Here is a 15,326-nt window from a genome sequence, read left to right on the forward strand (position 1 = left end):
CTTGATCCGTTCGGGCGCGATGCTCTATTCGAGGACCCGTTCGGACGCCCCGGCGCGCGTGCCGGTGGCGGCCTCCGTGAGGTCGGCCACCTGGCGGCGCAGCTCGCGGACCTCGCGCAGCAGTTCCTCGGTGATCTCCTGGGCGCGCCGGTTCTCCGCCTCGTCCTCCTGGAAGCGGGCCAGGAACCAGGCGGCGATGTTGGCGGTGACCACACCGAGCAGGGCGATGCCCGAGAGCATCAGCCCGACCGCGATGAGCCGGCCCACGCCGGTGGTGGGTGAGTGGTCGCCATAGCCGACCGTCGTCATGGTGGTGAAGGACCACCACAAGGCGTCGCCGATGGTGCGGATGTTGCCGTGCGGAGACTGCCGCTCGGCCTCGAGGACGGCGATCGACCCGAACGCCAGCAGGGTGAGCACCGCGCCGACGACATACGTCGTCAGACGGACCTGCGCCGCCATCCGCATCCGCTGGCCGACGAGGAAGAGCGCGGACACGAGCCGGAGCAGGCGCAGCGGCTGCAGCAGCGGGAGGAGGACCACGGCCAGGCTGAGCGGCTGGCGCCTGATGAACTCCCACCGCCGCTCGCTGAGGCCGAGGCGGACGACGTAGTCGCCGGCGAACAGGGCCCAGATGCCGCGCTCCGTCCAATGCGCGGCGGTGACGAGCGCGGGGTCGGCGGCCGGTTCCAGGATCGGCAGGGCGTAGGCGGCACCGAAGATCACGGCCAGGGCGAGCAGCGGCGCCCTGGTCTGCTGCTCCCAGCGTTCGAGACGGTTCATGGGCTCAGTGTGCACGCTCCCCCTGCACGCCCCTGGCGGCACGGCGGGGCTCCGAGCACGGCGCCGCCCACCGGGAGCGGGTTGGGGCAGGTTTTCCGAACGGTTCGCACACTGGCCCCCACTTGTTCGGACAAGTTGAAGAAGCTGACGGCTCCGTACATCCGACGGCCCATCACAACGCCTGGGAGACAGACCCTTCATGAACGCCCTCGACCGCAGAAGGTTCATGCAACTGGCGGGCGGCACCGCCGCCCTGACCGCGCTGTCCACCAGCATCGCCCGCGCGGCGGAGATCCCCGCGCACCGGAACAGCGGGTCCATCAAGGACGTCGAGCACATCGTGGTCCTGATGCAGGAGAACCGCTCCTTCGACCACTACCTCGGCACCCTGCGCGGCGTCAGAGGGTTCGGGGATCCGCACCCCGTGACGCTGCCGAGCGGCAAACCGGTCTGGCACCAGTCGGACGGCACGAAGGAGGTGCTGCCCTTCCACCCGGACGCCGACGACCTCGGCCTGGCCTTCCTGGAGGACCTGCCGCACGGGTGGAAGGACACCCAGGCCGCCTTCGACAAGGGCAGGTACGACCAGTGGATCCCGGCCAAGTCCGCCACGACGATGGCGCACCTGACCCGCGAGGACATCCCGTTCCACTACGCCCTCGCCGACGCCTTCACGGTCTGCGACGCCTACCACTGCTCCTTCATGGGCTCCACCGACCCCAACCGCTACTACATGTGGACGGGCCACACCGGCAACGACGGCAAGGGCGGCGGCCCGGTCCTCGGCAACGACGAGCTGGGCTACTCCTGGACGACCTATCCCGAGCGGCTGGAGAAGGCCGGGGTCTCGTGGAAGATCTACCAGGACGTCGGCGACGGCCTGGACGCCGCCGGCGGCTGGGGCTGGATCGACGACGCCTACCGCGGCAACTACGGCGACAACTCGCTGCTGTACTTCGACCAGTACCGCAACGCCAAGCCCGGCGACCCGCTGTACGACAAGGCCCGCACCGGCACCGACGCCCGCAAGGGCGAGGGCTTCTTCGACCTCCTGCGCGCCGACGTCAAGGCCGGGAAGCTGCCGAAGGTCTCCTGGGTGGTCGCCCCCGAGGCGTTCACCGAGCACCCCAACTGGCCCGCCAACTACGGCGCCTGGTACATCTCGCAGGTCCTCGACGCGCTCACCTCCAACCCCGAGGTGTGGAGCAGGACCGCGCTGTTCATCACCTACGACGAGAACGACGGGTTCTTCGACCACGTCGTGCCGCCGTTCCCGGCCGGCTCGTCCGCGCAGGGCGCCTCCACCGTCGACGTCGGCCGCGATGTGTACCCCGGCGACAGCGGGCGCCCGGCGGGTCCGTACGGGCTGGGCCAGCGCGTCCCGATGTTCGTCGTCTCCCCCTGGAGCAGGGGCGGCTACGTCTGCTCGCAGACCTTCGACCACACGTCCATCATCCGGTTCATGGAGCGCCGCTTCGGCGTGACCGAGCCCAACATCTCCCCCTGGCGCCGCGCCGTCTGCGGCGATCTGACGACGGCCTTCGACTTCCGGCACAAGGACAGCCGCACCCCGCGGCTGCCCGACACCGACGGCTACCTCCCGCCGGACGGCGACCGTCACCCCGACTACTCGCCGGTCCCGCCCGCCAAGGGCTCGCTGCCCCGCCAGGAGCGCGGGCTGCGCCCCGCGCGGCCCGTCCCGTACGACCTCTCCGCGGACGGCGGGATCAGCGCCGCGGGCGCGCTGCGGATCGAGTTCGCGTCCCACGGCGAGGCCGGCGCCGGCTTCGTCGTCACCTCCACGACGGACGCCTCCGGCCCGTGGACGTACACCGTCGGGTCGGGGCACTCGCTCACCGGCACCTGGAAGGTCCCCGCGGACGCCCACGGCGACTACGACGTCACCGTGCACGGCCCCAACGGCTTCCTGCGCCGCTTCGCCGGCCGGACCGCGGCGGCGGGTGCCGAGGTCGTCGCCCGCCACGACGGCAGGAGCGGCGCCGTGCGCCTGGTCCTGACCAACAACGGCCACTCGACGGTCACGCTCACGGTCCGGGACGGCTACGGCGGGCACAAGCCGGCCTCCCACCGGCTGCGGCCGGGCGCCAGCGCGGTCCACGTCGCCGGGACCGAACGCGCCCACGGCTGGTACGACCTGACCGTCACCGCCGACCACGACGGCGGCTTCGAGCGCCGCCTCGCCGGTCACGTCGAGACGGGCCGGGAGAGCACCAGCGACCCGGCGATCGGCGGCTGACCGTCCCGCCCAGTACGAGGGCGCGCGCCCGCTACATCGGCTCGACGTAGCGGGCGCGCCACTCCGGGCGGGGGTCGGCGCCCGGGCTCGTCCAGTACTCGCGGCCGGCGACGACCCGCCCGTCGCGGACGGTCCAGAACGACGCCGCGTGGAAGAGTCCGAGATCCGTGTGCGGGACCTCCACCTCGGAAGCGACCTCGTCGCCGTCGGCCACGACCCTGAGCACGTGGATCGACCAGCCCTCCGGGTACTCGCTGTTGACGGCGAGGAAGTTGGCCCTGCCGACGATGCGTTCGCCGCTCACGGGCCACTCCACCACGGCGTCCTCGGCGATCAGTTCGCCGGCACCCGCCCAGTCCCGTGCCTGGATCCGCTGCCACAGTTCTTCGACGACCTTCGCTGCCTCCATGCTCACAGCATGCCCGAAGGAGCGCCGCCGGGCCCCCGGTACGGGAGGGTCTGCCGGTAGACCACGCTGGTCGTCACGCTCCCGAACTGCGCGAGTTGGTCCATGACGTCCTCCAGGTGGCCCATGGAGGCGGTGGCGACCTTGAGCACGTAGCACTCCTCCCCCGTGGTGCGCAGGCACTCCAGGATCTCCGGGCGCTCGCCGAGCAGCCGGTGCAGGGGCTCGTGCCGGCTGCCGGGGTACTTCAGCCGGACGACGGCGAGCACCGGGTAACCGGCCTTGCCGAGGTCGACCTCGGCGCGGTAGCCCGTGATGACGCCCAGGGTCTCCAGCCGGCGCACCCGCTCGGTGGTCGCGGAGGCGCCGAGGCTGACCCGGCGGGCCAGTTCGGTGAAGGGGACCCGGCCGTCGCGCTGGAGCTCGCTGAGGATCGCCCAGTCGGTCGCGTCGAGATTCTCGGCCATCCGGCGAAGATACCGGTGGATCCACGCCCGGGGGGCGGGTACTCCGGGAGGAATCCCTTCCGGCCGGGAGGAGCCGCTGGATAGCCTGACGGGGTGCGAATCGGTGTGAACGTCCCGAATTTCGGGCCCGGTACCGACCCCGGCATGCTGCGCGACTGGGCGCGGACGGTGGAGGGTCTGGGCTTCGACCTGCTGATGGTCTCCGACCACGTCGTGGTGACGCCGGACGTGGCGGAGCAATACCCGGCGCCCTTCTACGAGCCGTTCACCACCCTGTCCTGGCTCGCGGGCGTCACCGACCGGATCCTGCTGGGCACGACGGTGCTGATCCTGCCGTACCGGCATCCGCTGCTGACGGCCCGGATGGCCGCGAACCTCAACATGCTCAGCGGCGGGCGGCTGGTGCTCGGCGTGGGCGTCGGCTGGGCGCGGCAGGAGTTCGCGGCGCTCGGCGTCCCGTACGGGCGGCGCGGCGCGCTGACGGACGAGTACCTGGCGGCCCTGCGCGAGGCCTGGAAGGACGAGGCGGACTACGCCGGCGGCCCCGTGCCGCTGTGGATCGGCGGCAACAGCGCGGCGGCCCGCCGGCGGGCGGTCCGCGTCGGCGACGCGTGGCATCCGCTGCGGTTCACCCTGCCGTGGCTGCGCGAGACCGCCGCAGGCCTGGCGTCGGAGGCGCACGAGCAGGGCCGGCCCGTACCGTCCCTCGCCCCGCGCATCGCGCTGCGGCTCACGCCGGAGCCGGTGACCGGGCCGGACCGGCTCGCCGGCGAGGGCACCCTCGACCAGATCACCGCCGACCTCGACGGACTGCGGGCGCTCGGCGCGGACACCGTCGTCCTGGACCCCTTCAACGGCGACCCCCGCGAGACGCTGCGCCCGCAGGCGGCGTGGCAGGCGCTCGCGGCCGTCGCCGCCCACCGCTCACGAACGGAGTGCACATGACCGACGAGATGACGACCCGTCTGCTGCGCCGGGCGATCGAACTGGCCGCCGAGGCCCGCGCGTCCGGCAACCCGCCCTTCGGCTCGCTGCTGGCCGGGCCGGACGGAACGGTGCTCGCCGAGGACCGCAACAGCAGTCTGAGCGACGGCGACATCACCGCCCACCCCGAGCTGAAGCTGGCGCGGTGGGCGGCCCGGGAGCTCGATCCGGCCACCGCGGCCGCCACCACCCTGTACACCAGCTGCCAGCCCTGCGGGATGTGCGCGGGCGCCATCGAGCGCTCGGGCCTGGGCGGGGTCGTCTACGCCCTGTCCACCGACCAGCTCACGGGGCTCAAGTCGCCCGCCGCCAAGGCCGGTTTCCCGCAGGTGCCGCAGAACGGCCCCGCCCTGTACGACGAGGCCCGCGTCCCGGTCGAGGGCTACTACTGATCCCGCCGGCCCCGGCTGTCCCGCCCCGGCCGCCTCACTCCTGCTTCTCTCCCGAGGCGAAGCGGGAGATGATCAGGGCGACGATGATGATGGCCCCGTTGAGGAACTGGTTCCACAGCGGGGGCACGCCCGCCAGGGTCATCACGTTGACCACGAGCTGCAGGGTGAGCACGCCGGTCAGCGCCCCGAAGAGCGTGCCGCGGCCGCCGTTGAGGCTGACCCCGCCGATGACGGTCGCGGCGAAGACCTGGAAGATCCATCCGCTGCCCTGGTCCGCCGAGATCGAGCCGTAGTGCCCGCTGTAGAGCACGCCCGCGAAGGCCGCGAGCACGCCACCCACGATGAGCACCACCCAGGTGATCCGGTCCACCCGGATGCCGGCGGTGCGCGCGGCCTCGGGGTTGCCGCCGATCGCGTACAGCGCCCGGCCGTGCCGCAGCCAGGCGAGCGCGCAGCCGCCGACCGCGAAGAGCAGGGCGCAGATCCAGATCGCGGCGGGCACCCCGGCCCAGGAGGCGTGGCCGAGGTAGGTGAAGGAACCGGGCAGCTCGACGATGGAACGGCCCTCGGAGATGGCGATCTGCAGCCCGCGCAGCATGGTGAGCGCGCCGAGGGTGACGATGAAGCCGTTCAGCCGCAGCTTGAGGATGAAGAAGCCGTTGACGGCGCCGATGACCGCGCCCACCAGCAGGCACACCGGTATCGCCGACCAGACCGGCAGCAGTTCCAGTCCGGTGAAGCGGCCGCCCGCGGCGGGCAGCACGAGCCAGACGGCGATGACCGGCGCGACGCCGATGGTGGACTCCAGCGACAGGTCCATCCGGCCCGCGATGAGGATCAGCGCCTGGGCCAGCACGAGCAGGCTGAGCTCGGTGGACTGCTGGGCGACGCCGATGAGGTTGTCGGAGGTGAGGAAGGCCGGGGAGACGATGAAGCCGATGACGCCCAGCACCAGGATGGCGGGGACGAGGGACAGTTCGCGGAAGCGGGCGAGCCCGCCCGGTACGCGCCGCGGCGTCCCGTCCGCGGCCGCCTCGGCGGCGGGCACCGGCGGCTCGGTGACGTCAGTGGTGGTGGACATGGCTACCCTTCCCGTTCCTCTCCCTGCTCGGTGTCCCGCTCTCCGGCGGCGGGACCGGCGGCCACGCCCTCCATGGCGGCGACCAGTTCCTCGTCGCGCCAGCCCCGGCCGAACTCCGCCACGACCCGGCCGTGGAACATCGCCACGATCCGGTCGCACGCCCTGAGGTCGTCCAGCTCGTCGGAGACGACCAGCGCCGCCCGGCCGTCGTCGGCGACCTTGCGGATCCTGCCCAGCAGGAACTCCTTGGAGCGCACGTCCACCCCGTTGGTGGGACGCACGGCCACCAGCACGTGCGGGTCGGTGGCCAGGGCGCGGGCGACCACGACCTTCTGCTGGTTGCCGCCGGACAGCGCCGAGACGGAGGTGGCCGCGCCCGGCGTCCTGATGTCCAGATCCTTGATCATGCGCTCGGCGAACTCGCGGGTGCGCGAGGGCAGTACGGTGCCGAAGGGCCCCAACTGGTCGGTGACCGTGAGAGTGGCGTTCTCCGCCACGCTGCGCGTGCCGACCAGGCCCTGGTGGTGCCGGTCCTCGGGGACCAGGCCCACCCCGGCGGCCAGGGCGGCGGGCACGCCGGCCGCGCGCACCTCCCTGCCCGCCACGGCGATCCGCCCGGCGTCCGCTCGGTGCAGCCCGGCGAGGGTCTCCGCCAGGCGGACGTTGCCGCTGGCGGTCGCCCCGGCGAGGCCGACGACCTCGCCGGCCCGGACCTCCAGGGAGACGTCCGCGTAGGCGCCGCGCAGGGTCAGCCCCGTCACGTCGAGGAGCGGCGTCCCGCCGGTGGCCGCGACGCGGCCGCCCGTCGGGGCACCCGCCGCGGGCGCGGCGGCGCTCTCCCCGGTCATGGCTTCGACCAGGGCGTCGTGGTCGAGGTCGGCCACGGGGGCGGTGACGATGTGGCGGGCGTCCCGGTAGACGGTGACGGTGGTGCAGAGGTCGTAGACCTCCTGCAGGTGGTGCGAGATGAAGAGGAAGGCCACGCCCTGCCGTTGCAGGTCGCGGAGCTTGTCGAAGAGCCGGGTGATGCCCCGGGCGTCGAGCCGGGCGGTGGGCTCGTCGAGGATGATGAAGCGCGCGCCGAAGGAGAGGGCGCGCGCGATCTCCACGAACTGCCGCTGCTCGACGGTGAGGTCGCGGGCGCGTACGGCGGGGTCGATGTCGACGCCGTACTCGCCGAGCAGTTCCGCCGCGCGCCGGCGCAGTGCCGTCCAGCGGATCGGGCGCAGCGCGCCGGGGCTCTGCCGGTTGAGGAAGAGGTTCTCGGCGACGGAGAGTTCGCCGATGACGGTGGAACGCTGGTAGACGCAGGCGACCCGGGCGCGCCATGCGTCGGTGTCGCCGAAGGAGGGCGCCGGGTCGCCGGAGAAGCGCAGGGTGCCGGTGTCGGGCTGCTGGAGGCCGGTGAGGATGCCGACGAGGGTGGACTTGCCGGCGCCGTTGCGGCCCACGAGTGCGTGCGACTCGCCCGGGGCGACCGAGATGCCGGCGTCGCGCAGCGCCACGGTGGCGCCGAAACGTTTGCCGATCCCGGTCGCCTCGGCCACGGCCGGCGGCGCGGTGGCGGGGTCCGCCATGGTGGGTTTCCGTTCTTCGGTTCGGACGGTGCGGACGGTGCGAGGGGGCGGACGGCCGCGTGTCCGGCGTCAGCCGATGTTGTTGCCCCACAAGGCCTTGTCGTCGACGTTCTCCTTGGTCACCAGCGGCGCGGGGAGCTGGTCCTCCAGACCGTTGGGGATGCTGATGATCGTCGAGTCGTGGTCGGTCGGCCCCGCCTTGAAGGTCTTCCCCTCGGCTGCGGCCTTGGCGTAGTACAGCGCGTACTTGGCGTAGAGGTCGGCGGGCTGGGAGACGGTGGCGTCGATCTCGCCCTTGCGGATGGCGTCCAGCTCCTGCGGGATCCCGTCGTTGGAGACGATGGTGATGTGGCCCTTCTGCCCGGCCGGCTTGAGCAGGCCCTTCTGCTTGAGCAGGGCCAGCGTCGGCTGCAGGAAGACACCGCCGGCCTGCATGTAGATGCCGTTCAGGTCGGGGTGCTGCGCCAGCAGGCTCTGCAGCTTGGCGGAGGCGACGTCGCCCTTCCAGTCGGTGGGCAGCTCGAAGACCGTGATGCCGGGGAACTTCTCCTTCATGCAGGCCGCGAACGCCTCGGAGCGGTCGCGTCCGTTGATGGAGTCCAGTGCGCCCTGGAACTCGGCGACCTTGCCCTTGCCGCCCAGCTGCTCGCCCAGGAACTCGCAGGCCTTGGTGCCGTACGCCTTGTTGTCGGCGCGGACGACCATGTAGACGTCGCCCTTGTCGGGGCGGGTGTCGACGCTGACCACCGGGATCTTCTTGCCGGCGAGGGTGTCGAGGGTGGAGGCGATGGCGCCGGTGTCCTGCGGGGCCATGACGACGGCCTTGGCGCCGGTGTTCTGGAAGACCTGGACGTTGGCGACGAGCTTGGTGATGTCGTTCTGGGAGTTGCTCCGCGGCAGCGCGTTCAGGCCCTCGTCCTCGATGCCCTTCTCGATGTACTGCGCGTAGGAGTTCCAGAAGTCGGAGTCGGAGCGCGGCAGGTCGACGCCGATGGCGGGCTTGTCCCCGCCGGAGCCGGCGGCGGTGCCGCTGCTGCCGCGGTTGCAGGCGGTGGCGAGCGCGGCCGTGACGAGAACGGCCGCGGCGATCGCGGCGGTGGAGCGCGTGCGGGCGGGCTTCATGCCGTGTTCTCCCTGTCCGGGTGAGCCGGGGCGATTCATCCGAGGTATCCCGGACGACAGGAAGGTAAGTCCGTCCCGCGACCCTGACAACCCCTTATACGGACACGATCGAATGGAGTTCGACGGACGAGACATCCGAGGAATGGATTGCCAGTCCCGTCCCGGGGGCCTAGAGTCACCGTGGCGCGAGACCTCCGATGTCTTGGCCAGGCCGAGCGTGAAAGGCAGCCACTTGTCCGCAACCTCCGCCCGCATCACCGCGATCGACACCCACGACATCCGCTTCCCGACCTCACGGGAACTGGACGGCTCGGACGCGATGAATCCGGACCCCGACTACTCCGCCGCGTACGTGGTGCTGCGCACCGACGCCGACGACGGCCACGAGGGGCACGGCTTCGTCTTCACCATCGGACGTGGCAACGACGTCCAGGTCGCGGCGATCGAGGCGCTCCGCCCCCATCTCGTCGGCCGGCCGGTCGGTGAGCTGTGCGCCGACCCCGGCTCCGTGGCGCGCGACCTGACCGGGGACAGCCAGCTGCGCTGGCTGGGGCCCGAGAAGGGCGTGATGCACATGGCGATCGGAGCCGTCGTCAACGCCGTGTGGGACCTGGCGGCCAAGCGCCGGGGCGTGCCGCTGTGGCGGCTGCTGGCCGAGGCCGACCCGGAGTGGCTGGTCACCCAGATCGACTTCCGCTACATCGCCGACGCCCTCACCCCCGAGCGCGCCCTGGAACTGCTGCGCGCGGGCAGGGAAGGCGCGGCCGACCGCACCGCCGCGCTGCTGGAGCACGGCTACCCGGGTTACACCACCTCGCCCGGCTGGCTCGGCTACTCCGACGAGAAGCTGACCCGGCTCGCCGAGCAGGCCGTGACCGACGGCTTCACCCAGATCAAGCTGAAGGTCGGCGCCGACCTGGGCGACGACATACGGCGCATGCGCGCGGCCCGCGCCGCCGTGGGCCCGGACGTGCGCATCGCGATCGACGCCAACCAGCGCTGGGGCGTCGCCGAGGCGGTCGAATGGGTCACCGCGCTGGGCGAGTTCGAGCCGTACTGGATCGAGGAGCCGACCTCGCCCGACGACATCCTCGGCCACGCCGCGATCCGCAAGGCGGTCGCCCCGGTCCGGGTCGCCACCGGCGAACACGTGCAGAACCGGATCGTCTTCAAGCAGCTGCTGCAGGCCGGCGCCATCGACGTGCTGCAGATCGACGCCGCACGGGTCGGCGGGGTCAACGAGAACCTCGCCATCCTGCTGCTGGCCGCGGCCTTCGGCGTGCCGGTGTGCCCGCACGCGGGCGGTGTCGGGCTGTGCGAGCTGGTGCAGCACCTGTCGATGTTCGACTACGTGGCGCTCTCCGGGACGACCGAGGACCGCGCCATCGAGTACGTCGACCATCTCCACGAGCACTTCGCCGCCCCGGTCGTGATGCGCCGCGGCCATTACACCGCCCCGGTGACGCCCGGTTTCTCCGCGCAGATGAGGCCGGAATCGATCGACGCGTTCCGCTACCCCGACGGTACGTTCTGGGTGGCCGACCGGGCACGGCAGGAAGGTGGAACGGCATGAGCGAGTCACTGCGTGATCTGGAGGGCCTCGGTGCCCTGGTGACCGGCGGGGCGTCGGGGATCGGCCTGGCGACGGCGCGGCTGCTCGCCGCGCGCGGCGCCCGCGTCGCCGTACTGGACCTGGCACCGGACGGACTGCCCGCGCAGCTGCTGCCGTTCAAGGCCGACGTCTCCGACGACGGGTCCACGCGCGCCGCCGTCGACGCGGCGGCGGAGGCGCTCGGCGGTCTCGACGTCCTGGTCAACAACGCCGGAATCGGCGCGGCGGGCACCGTCGAGGACAACCCCGACGAGCAGTGGCACCGCGTACTCGACGTCAACGTCCTCGGCATGGTGCGCACCACCCGCGCCGCGCTCCCGCACCTGCGGCGCTCGGCCCGCCCCGCGATCGTCAACACCTGCTCCATCGCCGCCACCGCCGGGCTCCCGCAGCGCGCCCTGTACAGCGCCAGCAAGGGCGCCGTGCTCTCGCTGACCCTGGCGATGGCCGCCGACCACGTCCGCGAGGGCATCCGGGTCAACTGCGTCAACCCCGGCACCGCCGACACCCCGTGGGTGGCCCGGCTGCTGGACGCCGCCGACGACCCGGAGGAGGAGCGCGCCGCCCTCAACGCCCGGCAGCCGATGGGCCGTCTGGTGACCGCCGACGAGGTCGCCGCCGCCATCGTCTACCTGGCGAGCCCGGCGGCGGCCTCCGTCACGGGCACCGCGCTCGCCGTGGACGGCGGCATGGCCGGCCTGCGGCTGCGCCCGGCGGGGAATTGAGGGGCCGGACGACGATGCGCACCGGCACCCTGGGCCGCAGCGGAGTGGCCGTCACGGAGGTGGGCTTCGGCGCCGCCCCGATCGGCAACCTCTTCACCCCGGTCACCGACGACGCCGCCCACGCGGCCGTGGACGCCGCCTGGGACGCCGGCGTCCGCTACTTCGACACCGCCCCGCACTACGGGCTCGGGCTGTCCGAGCGGCGGCTCGGCGCCGCGCTGCGCGGCCGGCCCCGGGCGGAGTACACCGTGTCCACCAAGGTGGGGCGGCTGCTGGAGCCCGGCGGGGCGGGCGGGGACGACCTGGCGAACGGCTTCGCCGTGCCCGCCGCGCTCCACCGGGTCTGGGACTTCAGCGCCGACGGCGTACGGCGCTGCCTGGACGCCAGCCTGGAGCGCCTGGGCCTGGACCGCGTCGACGTGGTCTACCTCCACGACCCCGACGAGCACGCCGAGGAGGCCTTCGGGCAGGCGTATCCGGCACTGGAGAAGCTGCGCTCGGAAGGCGTGGTCGGCGCCATCGGCGCGGGCATGAACCAGACGGCCATGCTCGCCCGCTTCCTGCGGGACACGGACGTCGACGTGGTGCTGATGGCCGGCCGCTACACCCTGCTGGAGCAGGAGGGGCTGGCCGAGGTGCTGCCGCTGGCCGCGGCCCGCGGCGCGAGCGTGGTCGTCGGCGGCGCCTTCAACTCGGGCCTCCTGATCGACCCGGGCGAGGACGCCACCTACGACTACGCCCCCGCCCCGGAGCCCGTCCTCGCCCGCGCCCGTCGCCTGCGGGCGGTGACCGGCCGGCACGGCGTGCCGCTGCGCGCGGCCGCGCTGCGCTTCCCGGCGGCCCATCCCGCCGTCGCGAGCACACTGGTGGGGCTGCGCTCCGCCGCCGAGGTGCGGGACACCGCGGCGATGCTGCGGCTGCCGCTCCCGGCCCCGATGTGGGCGGATCTGCGCACCGAGGGCCTGCTGGGCGCGGACGTACCCGTACCGGACGAGGAGGCGTCATGAGGGTCGCCCTGCACACGAAGGTGCGAGCGGACCGGATCGCCGCCTACGAGGCGGCGCACCGGGAGGTGCCCGCCGAGCTGACCGCCGCCATCCGCGGCGCGGGCGTACGCGAGTGGACGATCTGGCGCAGCGGCGGTGACCTCTTCCACCTGCTGGACGTCGACGACTACCCGGCGATGCTCGCCGCACTGGAGCGGCTGCCCGTCAACATCGCATGGCAGGCGCGCATGGCGGAGCTGCTGGAGGTCGCCCACGACTACTCCGCCGAGGGCGCCGGGGCGCCGCTGCCGGTGGTGTGGCGGCTGTGACCGCGGTGGAGGGCATCGTCGACGCGCACCACCACCTGTGGGACCTGTCGGTGCGCGACCAGGACTGGATCACCGGGGAACGCCTGGCCCCGCTGCGCCGCGACTTCTCCCTCGCCGACCTGGAGCCGGAGGCGAAGGCCGCCGGGGTCACCGCGACCGTCCTCGTCCAGACCGTCACGGTGGCGGAGGAGACCCCCGAGTTCCTGGCCATGGCCGCGGGCAGCGATCTGGTGGCCGGGGTCGTCGGCTGGACCGACCTGACCGATCCCGCGGTGGCCGACCGGCTGGCGGCGCTGCGCGAACTGCCCGGCGGGGAGCTCCTGGTGGGGATCCGGCACCAGGTGCAGGGCGAGCCCGACCCGGAGTGGCTGCTCCGCCCCGACGTCCTGCGCGGGCTGCGCGCGGTGGCCGACGCCGACCTGGTCTACGACCTGGTCGTCCTCGCCTCGCAGCTCCCGGCCGCCACCAGGGCCGCCGCCCTCCTGCCCGGGCTGGTGTTCGTCCTCGACCATCTGGGCAAGCCCCCCATCGCGGCGCGCGGGACGCAGCCGTGGGCCCGCGACCTGCGGGCGCTGGCGGCTCTGCCCAACACGGTGTGCAAGCTCTCCGGCATGGTCACCGAGGCCGACTGGGACACCTGGACCACGGCCGACCTCGCGCCCTACGCCGCCACCGCGATCGGCGCCTTCGGTCCCGCCCGCCTGATGTTCGGCTCCGACTGGCCGGTGTGCCGGCTCGCCGCCGGCTACGCCGAGGTCGTGGACTCCGCCCGCGCCCTGACGGCCGGGTTGAACGAGGCCGAGCGGCGGGAGGTCTTCTCGGGTACGGCGCGGCGCGTGTACGGGCTCTGACCTCGGCACGGCCGGCGCCGTACGCCGGACGGGTGACTAGACTCCCACCCCTGGCGGCACGAGGGACGGGCGTGGGCGCGTGAGCGACGAGAGACCGGACACACCTCAGCGCGGCGCGGGGCGGCTCACCGTGCGCGACATCCTCGACCTGGACCTGGTGGCGCCGTGGGTGCCGGAGGTCGTGGCCGGTTCCGCGCACCTGCACCGCGCGGTGCGCTGGCTGCACGTGGCCGAGGCGCTGGACGTCGGCGTCATGCTCAGCGGCGGGGAGATGGTGCTGACCACCGGCCTGCTGCTGGCGGGTGACGAGCGGGCGCAGCGCGAGTACGTCGAGTCGATGCAGCGTGCCGACGTCGCGGCGGTCGTCCTCGGGCTCGGCCGCGCGTTCCGGACCACCCCCGAGCCGATGCGCCGGGCCGCCGAACGCTGCGGGGTGCCGCTGATCGTGCTGCACCGGCCGGCGCCGTTCGCCCGGCTCACCGAGGAGGTGCACGCGCGGCTGGTGCACGGCCGGTTCGCCGCCCTCGACCTGTCCGACCGGATCCGCTCCTCGCTGACCGCGCTCAACCTCTCCGGTGCCGGCCTCCAGCAGGTCCTGGACGAGATCGCGGCGCACAGCGGCTGTCCCGCGGTCGTCGTCAACCTCGCGCAGCGCGTGCTGGCCTCGGCCGGCGACAAGGGCTCGCTCAACGATCTGCTGCGCGACTGGGAACGGGTCTCCGGGCAGGTGGCGGAGGTGGCCGGGGACGGCGCGGTGACGGTCGGCCCGGACGGCTGGATCGTTGCGCCGCTGGAGGCGCGCGGCCGGCAGTGGGGGCGGCTGGTGCTCTTCGGCTACCAGGGACCGGAGGAGTTCGGGCGGGTGCTGGGCGCCCGTGCCTCCGAGGCGCTGGCCATGCACCGCCTCCTCGGCGACCAGGACCGGGGCTGGGAGGACCAGGCCGCCGAGTCGCTGCTGCACGACCTGGCGACGGGCACCGCCCGCCCCGAGCAACTGGTGACCCGGGTGCGCGCGGCGGGACTCCCCGTCAACCGGCGCACCTTCGTGCCCGTCGTCGTACGCCTCCTCGGCACGGTGCCGGACGGGCGGGACGACATGCCCGGACTCATCGAGCACGCCCTGGCCGAACACCCCGGCGTGGCCGGGCTGGTGGCGCGGATCGGCGCCGCCGGCACGGCGGTCCTGCTGAGCATCCCGCACGACCGCGACGCCGACGCCGCCGTGCACAAGGTGGCGGTACAGGTGCACGAGGAACTGGCCGGGCGCGGCCGCACCGCGGTGGTCGGCGCGGGATTCGGCTGCCGGGACCTGGACGAGGTCCGGCGGTCCTTCGTCGAGGCGGTGCATGTGGCGGACGCGGCGGTCGCCGGGCCGCCCGACGCCCCGGTGGCCCGGCTGCGCGACGTCCGGCTGCGCGGGCTGGTACGACTGCTGCGCGACGAGCCGGAACTGCAGGCGTTCATCGGGCGGGAGCTCGGACCGCTGCTGGGGAACCCGGCGCTGCTCGAGGTGCTGCGCACCTATCTGGCCACCGGCCGCAACAAGTCGGCGGCGGCCCAGGTGCACCATGTCAGCCGGCCCGCCCTCTACCGGCGGCTGCAGAGCATCGAGTCGCTGCTCGGCATCGACCTGGACGACTGGGAGCAGCTCACCTCGCTGTACGTGGCGCTGCTCGCGCACGAGGCGCAGCGCGCCGCGGGGCCCGGACCCGGCCGCTGAGCGCGGCGGGCCCGGACCCCGGGGTTGGTCGCGC

15 protein-coding genes are annotated in these 15,326 nt (G+C 73.2%); 9 read left to right on the forward strand and 6 right to left on the reverse strand.

Going from position 1 to position 15,326, the window contains the following annotated elements; translation table 11 throughout:
- Window positions 1-24: 24 nt before the first annotated feature.
- Window positions 25-783, reverse strand: a complete 759-nt coding sequence (locus AB0F62_RS03470; RefSeq protein WP_361791674.1) for a potassium channel family protein — start codon at window positions 781-783, stop codon at window positions 25-27.
- Between the two features lie 199 nt (window positions 784-982).
- Between AB0F62_RS03470 and AB0F62_RS03475 the strand changes: the two genes are divergently transcribed.
- Entirely contained in the window at window positions 983-3,040 is a 2,058-nt protein-coding gene (locus AB0F62_RS03475; protein WP_361791676.1) for a phosphocholine-specific phospholipase C, read from the forward strand.
- Between the two features lie 31 nt (window positions 3,041-3,071).
- Here AB0F62_RS03475 and AB0F62_RS03480 read toward each other — a convergent pair whose 3' ends face one another.
- Together AB0F62_RS03480 and AB0F62_RS03485 are read right to left on the reverse strand one after the other, a co-directional pair.
- On the reverse strand, window positions 3,072-3,449 hold the full coding sequence (locus AB0F62_RS03480; protein ID WP_361791678.1) for a nuclear transport factor 2 family protein: 378 nt from the start codon (window positions 3,447-3,449) through the stop codon (window positions 3,072-3,074).
- 2 nt (window positions 3,450-3,451) lie between these two features.
- The gene (locus tag AB0F62_RS03485) at window positions 3,452-3,913 is read right to left on the reverse strand and encodes an Lrp/AsnC family transcriptional regulator (RefSeq protein WP_361791680.1); all 462 of its coding nucleotides are present in this window, start codon (window positions 3,911-3,913) and stop codon (window positions 3,452-3,454) included.
- A gap of 93 nt (window positions 3,914-4,006) precedes the next feature.
- Between AB0F62_RS03485 and AB0F62_RS03490 the strand changes: the two genes are divergently transcribed.
- Both AB0F62_RS03490 and AB0F62_RS03495 read left to right on the forward strand, forming a co-directional pair.
- The gene (locus tag AB0F62_RS03490; RefSeq protein WP_361791682.1) at window positions 4,007-4,858 is read left to right on the forward strand and encodes a TIGR03619 family F420-dependent LLM class oxidoreductase; all 852 of its coding nucleotides are present in this window, start codon (window positions 4,007-4,009) and stop codon (window positions 4,856-4,858) included.
- Complete coding sequence (locus tag AB0F62_RS03495; protein ID WP_361791684.1) at window positions 4,855-5,289, forward strand: nucleoside deaminase; 435 nt, start codon at window positions 4,855-4,857, stop codon at window positions 5,287-5,289. The genes AB0F62_RS03490 and AB0F62_RS03495 overlap by 4 nt, the downstream gene beginning before the upstream one ends.
- Before the next feature lie 34 nt (window positions 5,290-5,323).
- Here AB0F62_RS03495 and AB0F62_RS03500 read toward each other — a convergent pair whose 3' ends face one another.
- The 3 genes from AB0F62_RS03500 to AB0F62_RS03510 form a co-directional block, all read right to left on the reverse strand.
- Window positions 5,324-6,370 (reverse strand): ABC transporter permease, encoded by a 1,047-nt coding sequence (locus AB0F62_RS03500; RefSeq protein ID WP_361791686.1) that lies wholly within the window; start codon window positions 6,368-6,370, stop codon window positions 5,324-5,326.
- Window positions 6,371-6,372: 2 nt separating this feature from the next.
- Window positions 6,373-7,947: a sugar ABC transporter ATP-binding protein gene (locus AB0F62_RS03505; RefSeq protein WP_361791688.1), complete on the reverse strand. Its 1,575-nt coding sequence runs from the start codon at window positions 7,945-7,947 to the stop codon at window positions 6,373-6,375.
- 69 nt (window positions 7,948-8,016) lie between these two features.
- Window positions 8,017-9,069 (reverse strand): sugar ABC transporter substrate-binding protein, encoded by a 1,053-nt coding sequence (locus AB0F62_RS03510; protein WP_361791690.1) that lies wholly within the window; start codon window positions 9,067-9,069, stop codon window positions 8,017-8,019.
- A gap of 232 nt (window positions 9,070-9,301) precedes the next feature.
- On the opposite strand from AB0F62_RS03510, the gene AB0F62_RS03515 reads away from it, so the two are divergent.
- The 6 genes from AB0F62_RS03515 to AB0F62_RS03540 all read left to right on the forward strand — a co-directional run bounded on the left by AB0F62_RS03515 (window position 9,302) and on the right by AB0F62_RS03540 (window position 15,292).
- The gene (locus AB0F62_RS03515; RefSeq protein WP_361791692.1) at window positions 9,302-10,642 is read left to right on the forward strand and encodes an enolase C-terminal domain-like protein; all 1,341 of its coding nucleotides are present in this window, start codon (window positions 9,302-9,304) and stop codon (window positions 10,640-10,642) included.
- Window positions 10,639-11,406 (forward strand): SDR family oxidoreductase, encoded by a 768-nt coding sequence (locus AB0F62_RS03520; protein WP_361791694.1) that lies wholly within the window; start codon window positions 10,639-10,641, stop codon window positions 11,404-11,406. The genes AB0F62_RS03515 and AB0F62_RS03520 overlap by 4 nt, the downstream gene beginning before the upstream one ends.
- A gap of 14 nt (window positions 11,407-11,420) precedes the next feature.
- On the forward strand, window positions 11,421-12,413 hold the full coding sequence (locus AB0F62_RS03525; protein ID WP_361791696.1) for an aldo/keto reductase: 993 nt from the start codon (window positions 11,421-11,423) through the stop codon (window positions 12,411-12,413).
- Window positions 12,410-12,721 (forward strand): L-rhamnose mutarotase, encoded by a 312-nt coding sequence (locus tag AB0F62_RS03530; RefSeq protein WP_361791698.1) that lies wholly within the window; start codon window positions 12,410-12,412, stop codon window positions 12,719-12,721. Before AB0F62_RS03525 ends, AB0F62_RS03530 begins: the two co-directional genes overlap by 4 nt.
- A complete protein-coding gene (locus AB0F62_RS03535; protein ID WP_361791700.1) occupies window positions 12,718-13,572 on the forward strand; it encodes an amidohydrolase family protein in 855 nt (284 codons plus the stop codon). The genes AB0F62_RS03530 and AB0F62_RS03535 overlap by 4 nt, the downstream gene beginning before the upstream one ends.
- A gap of 79 nt (window positions 13,573-13,651) precedes the next feature.
- Window positions 13,652-15,292 (forward strand): PucR family transcriptional regulator, encoded by a 1,641-nt coding sequence (locus AB0F62_RS03540; protein ID WP_361791702.1) that lies wholly within the window; start codon window positions 13,652-13,654, stop codon window positions 15,290-15,292.
- The last annotated feature ends 34 nt before the right edge of the window (window positions 15,293-15,326 follow it).

It is taken from the genome of Streptomyces sp. NPDC026673, assembly GCF_040638135.1.
Lineage (GTDB): Bacteria > Actinomycetota > Actinomycetes > Streptomycetales > Streptomycetaceae > Actinacidiphila.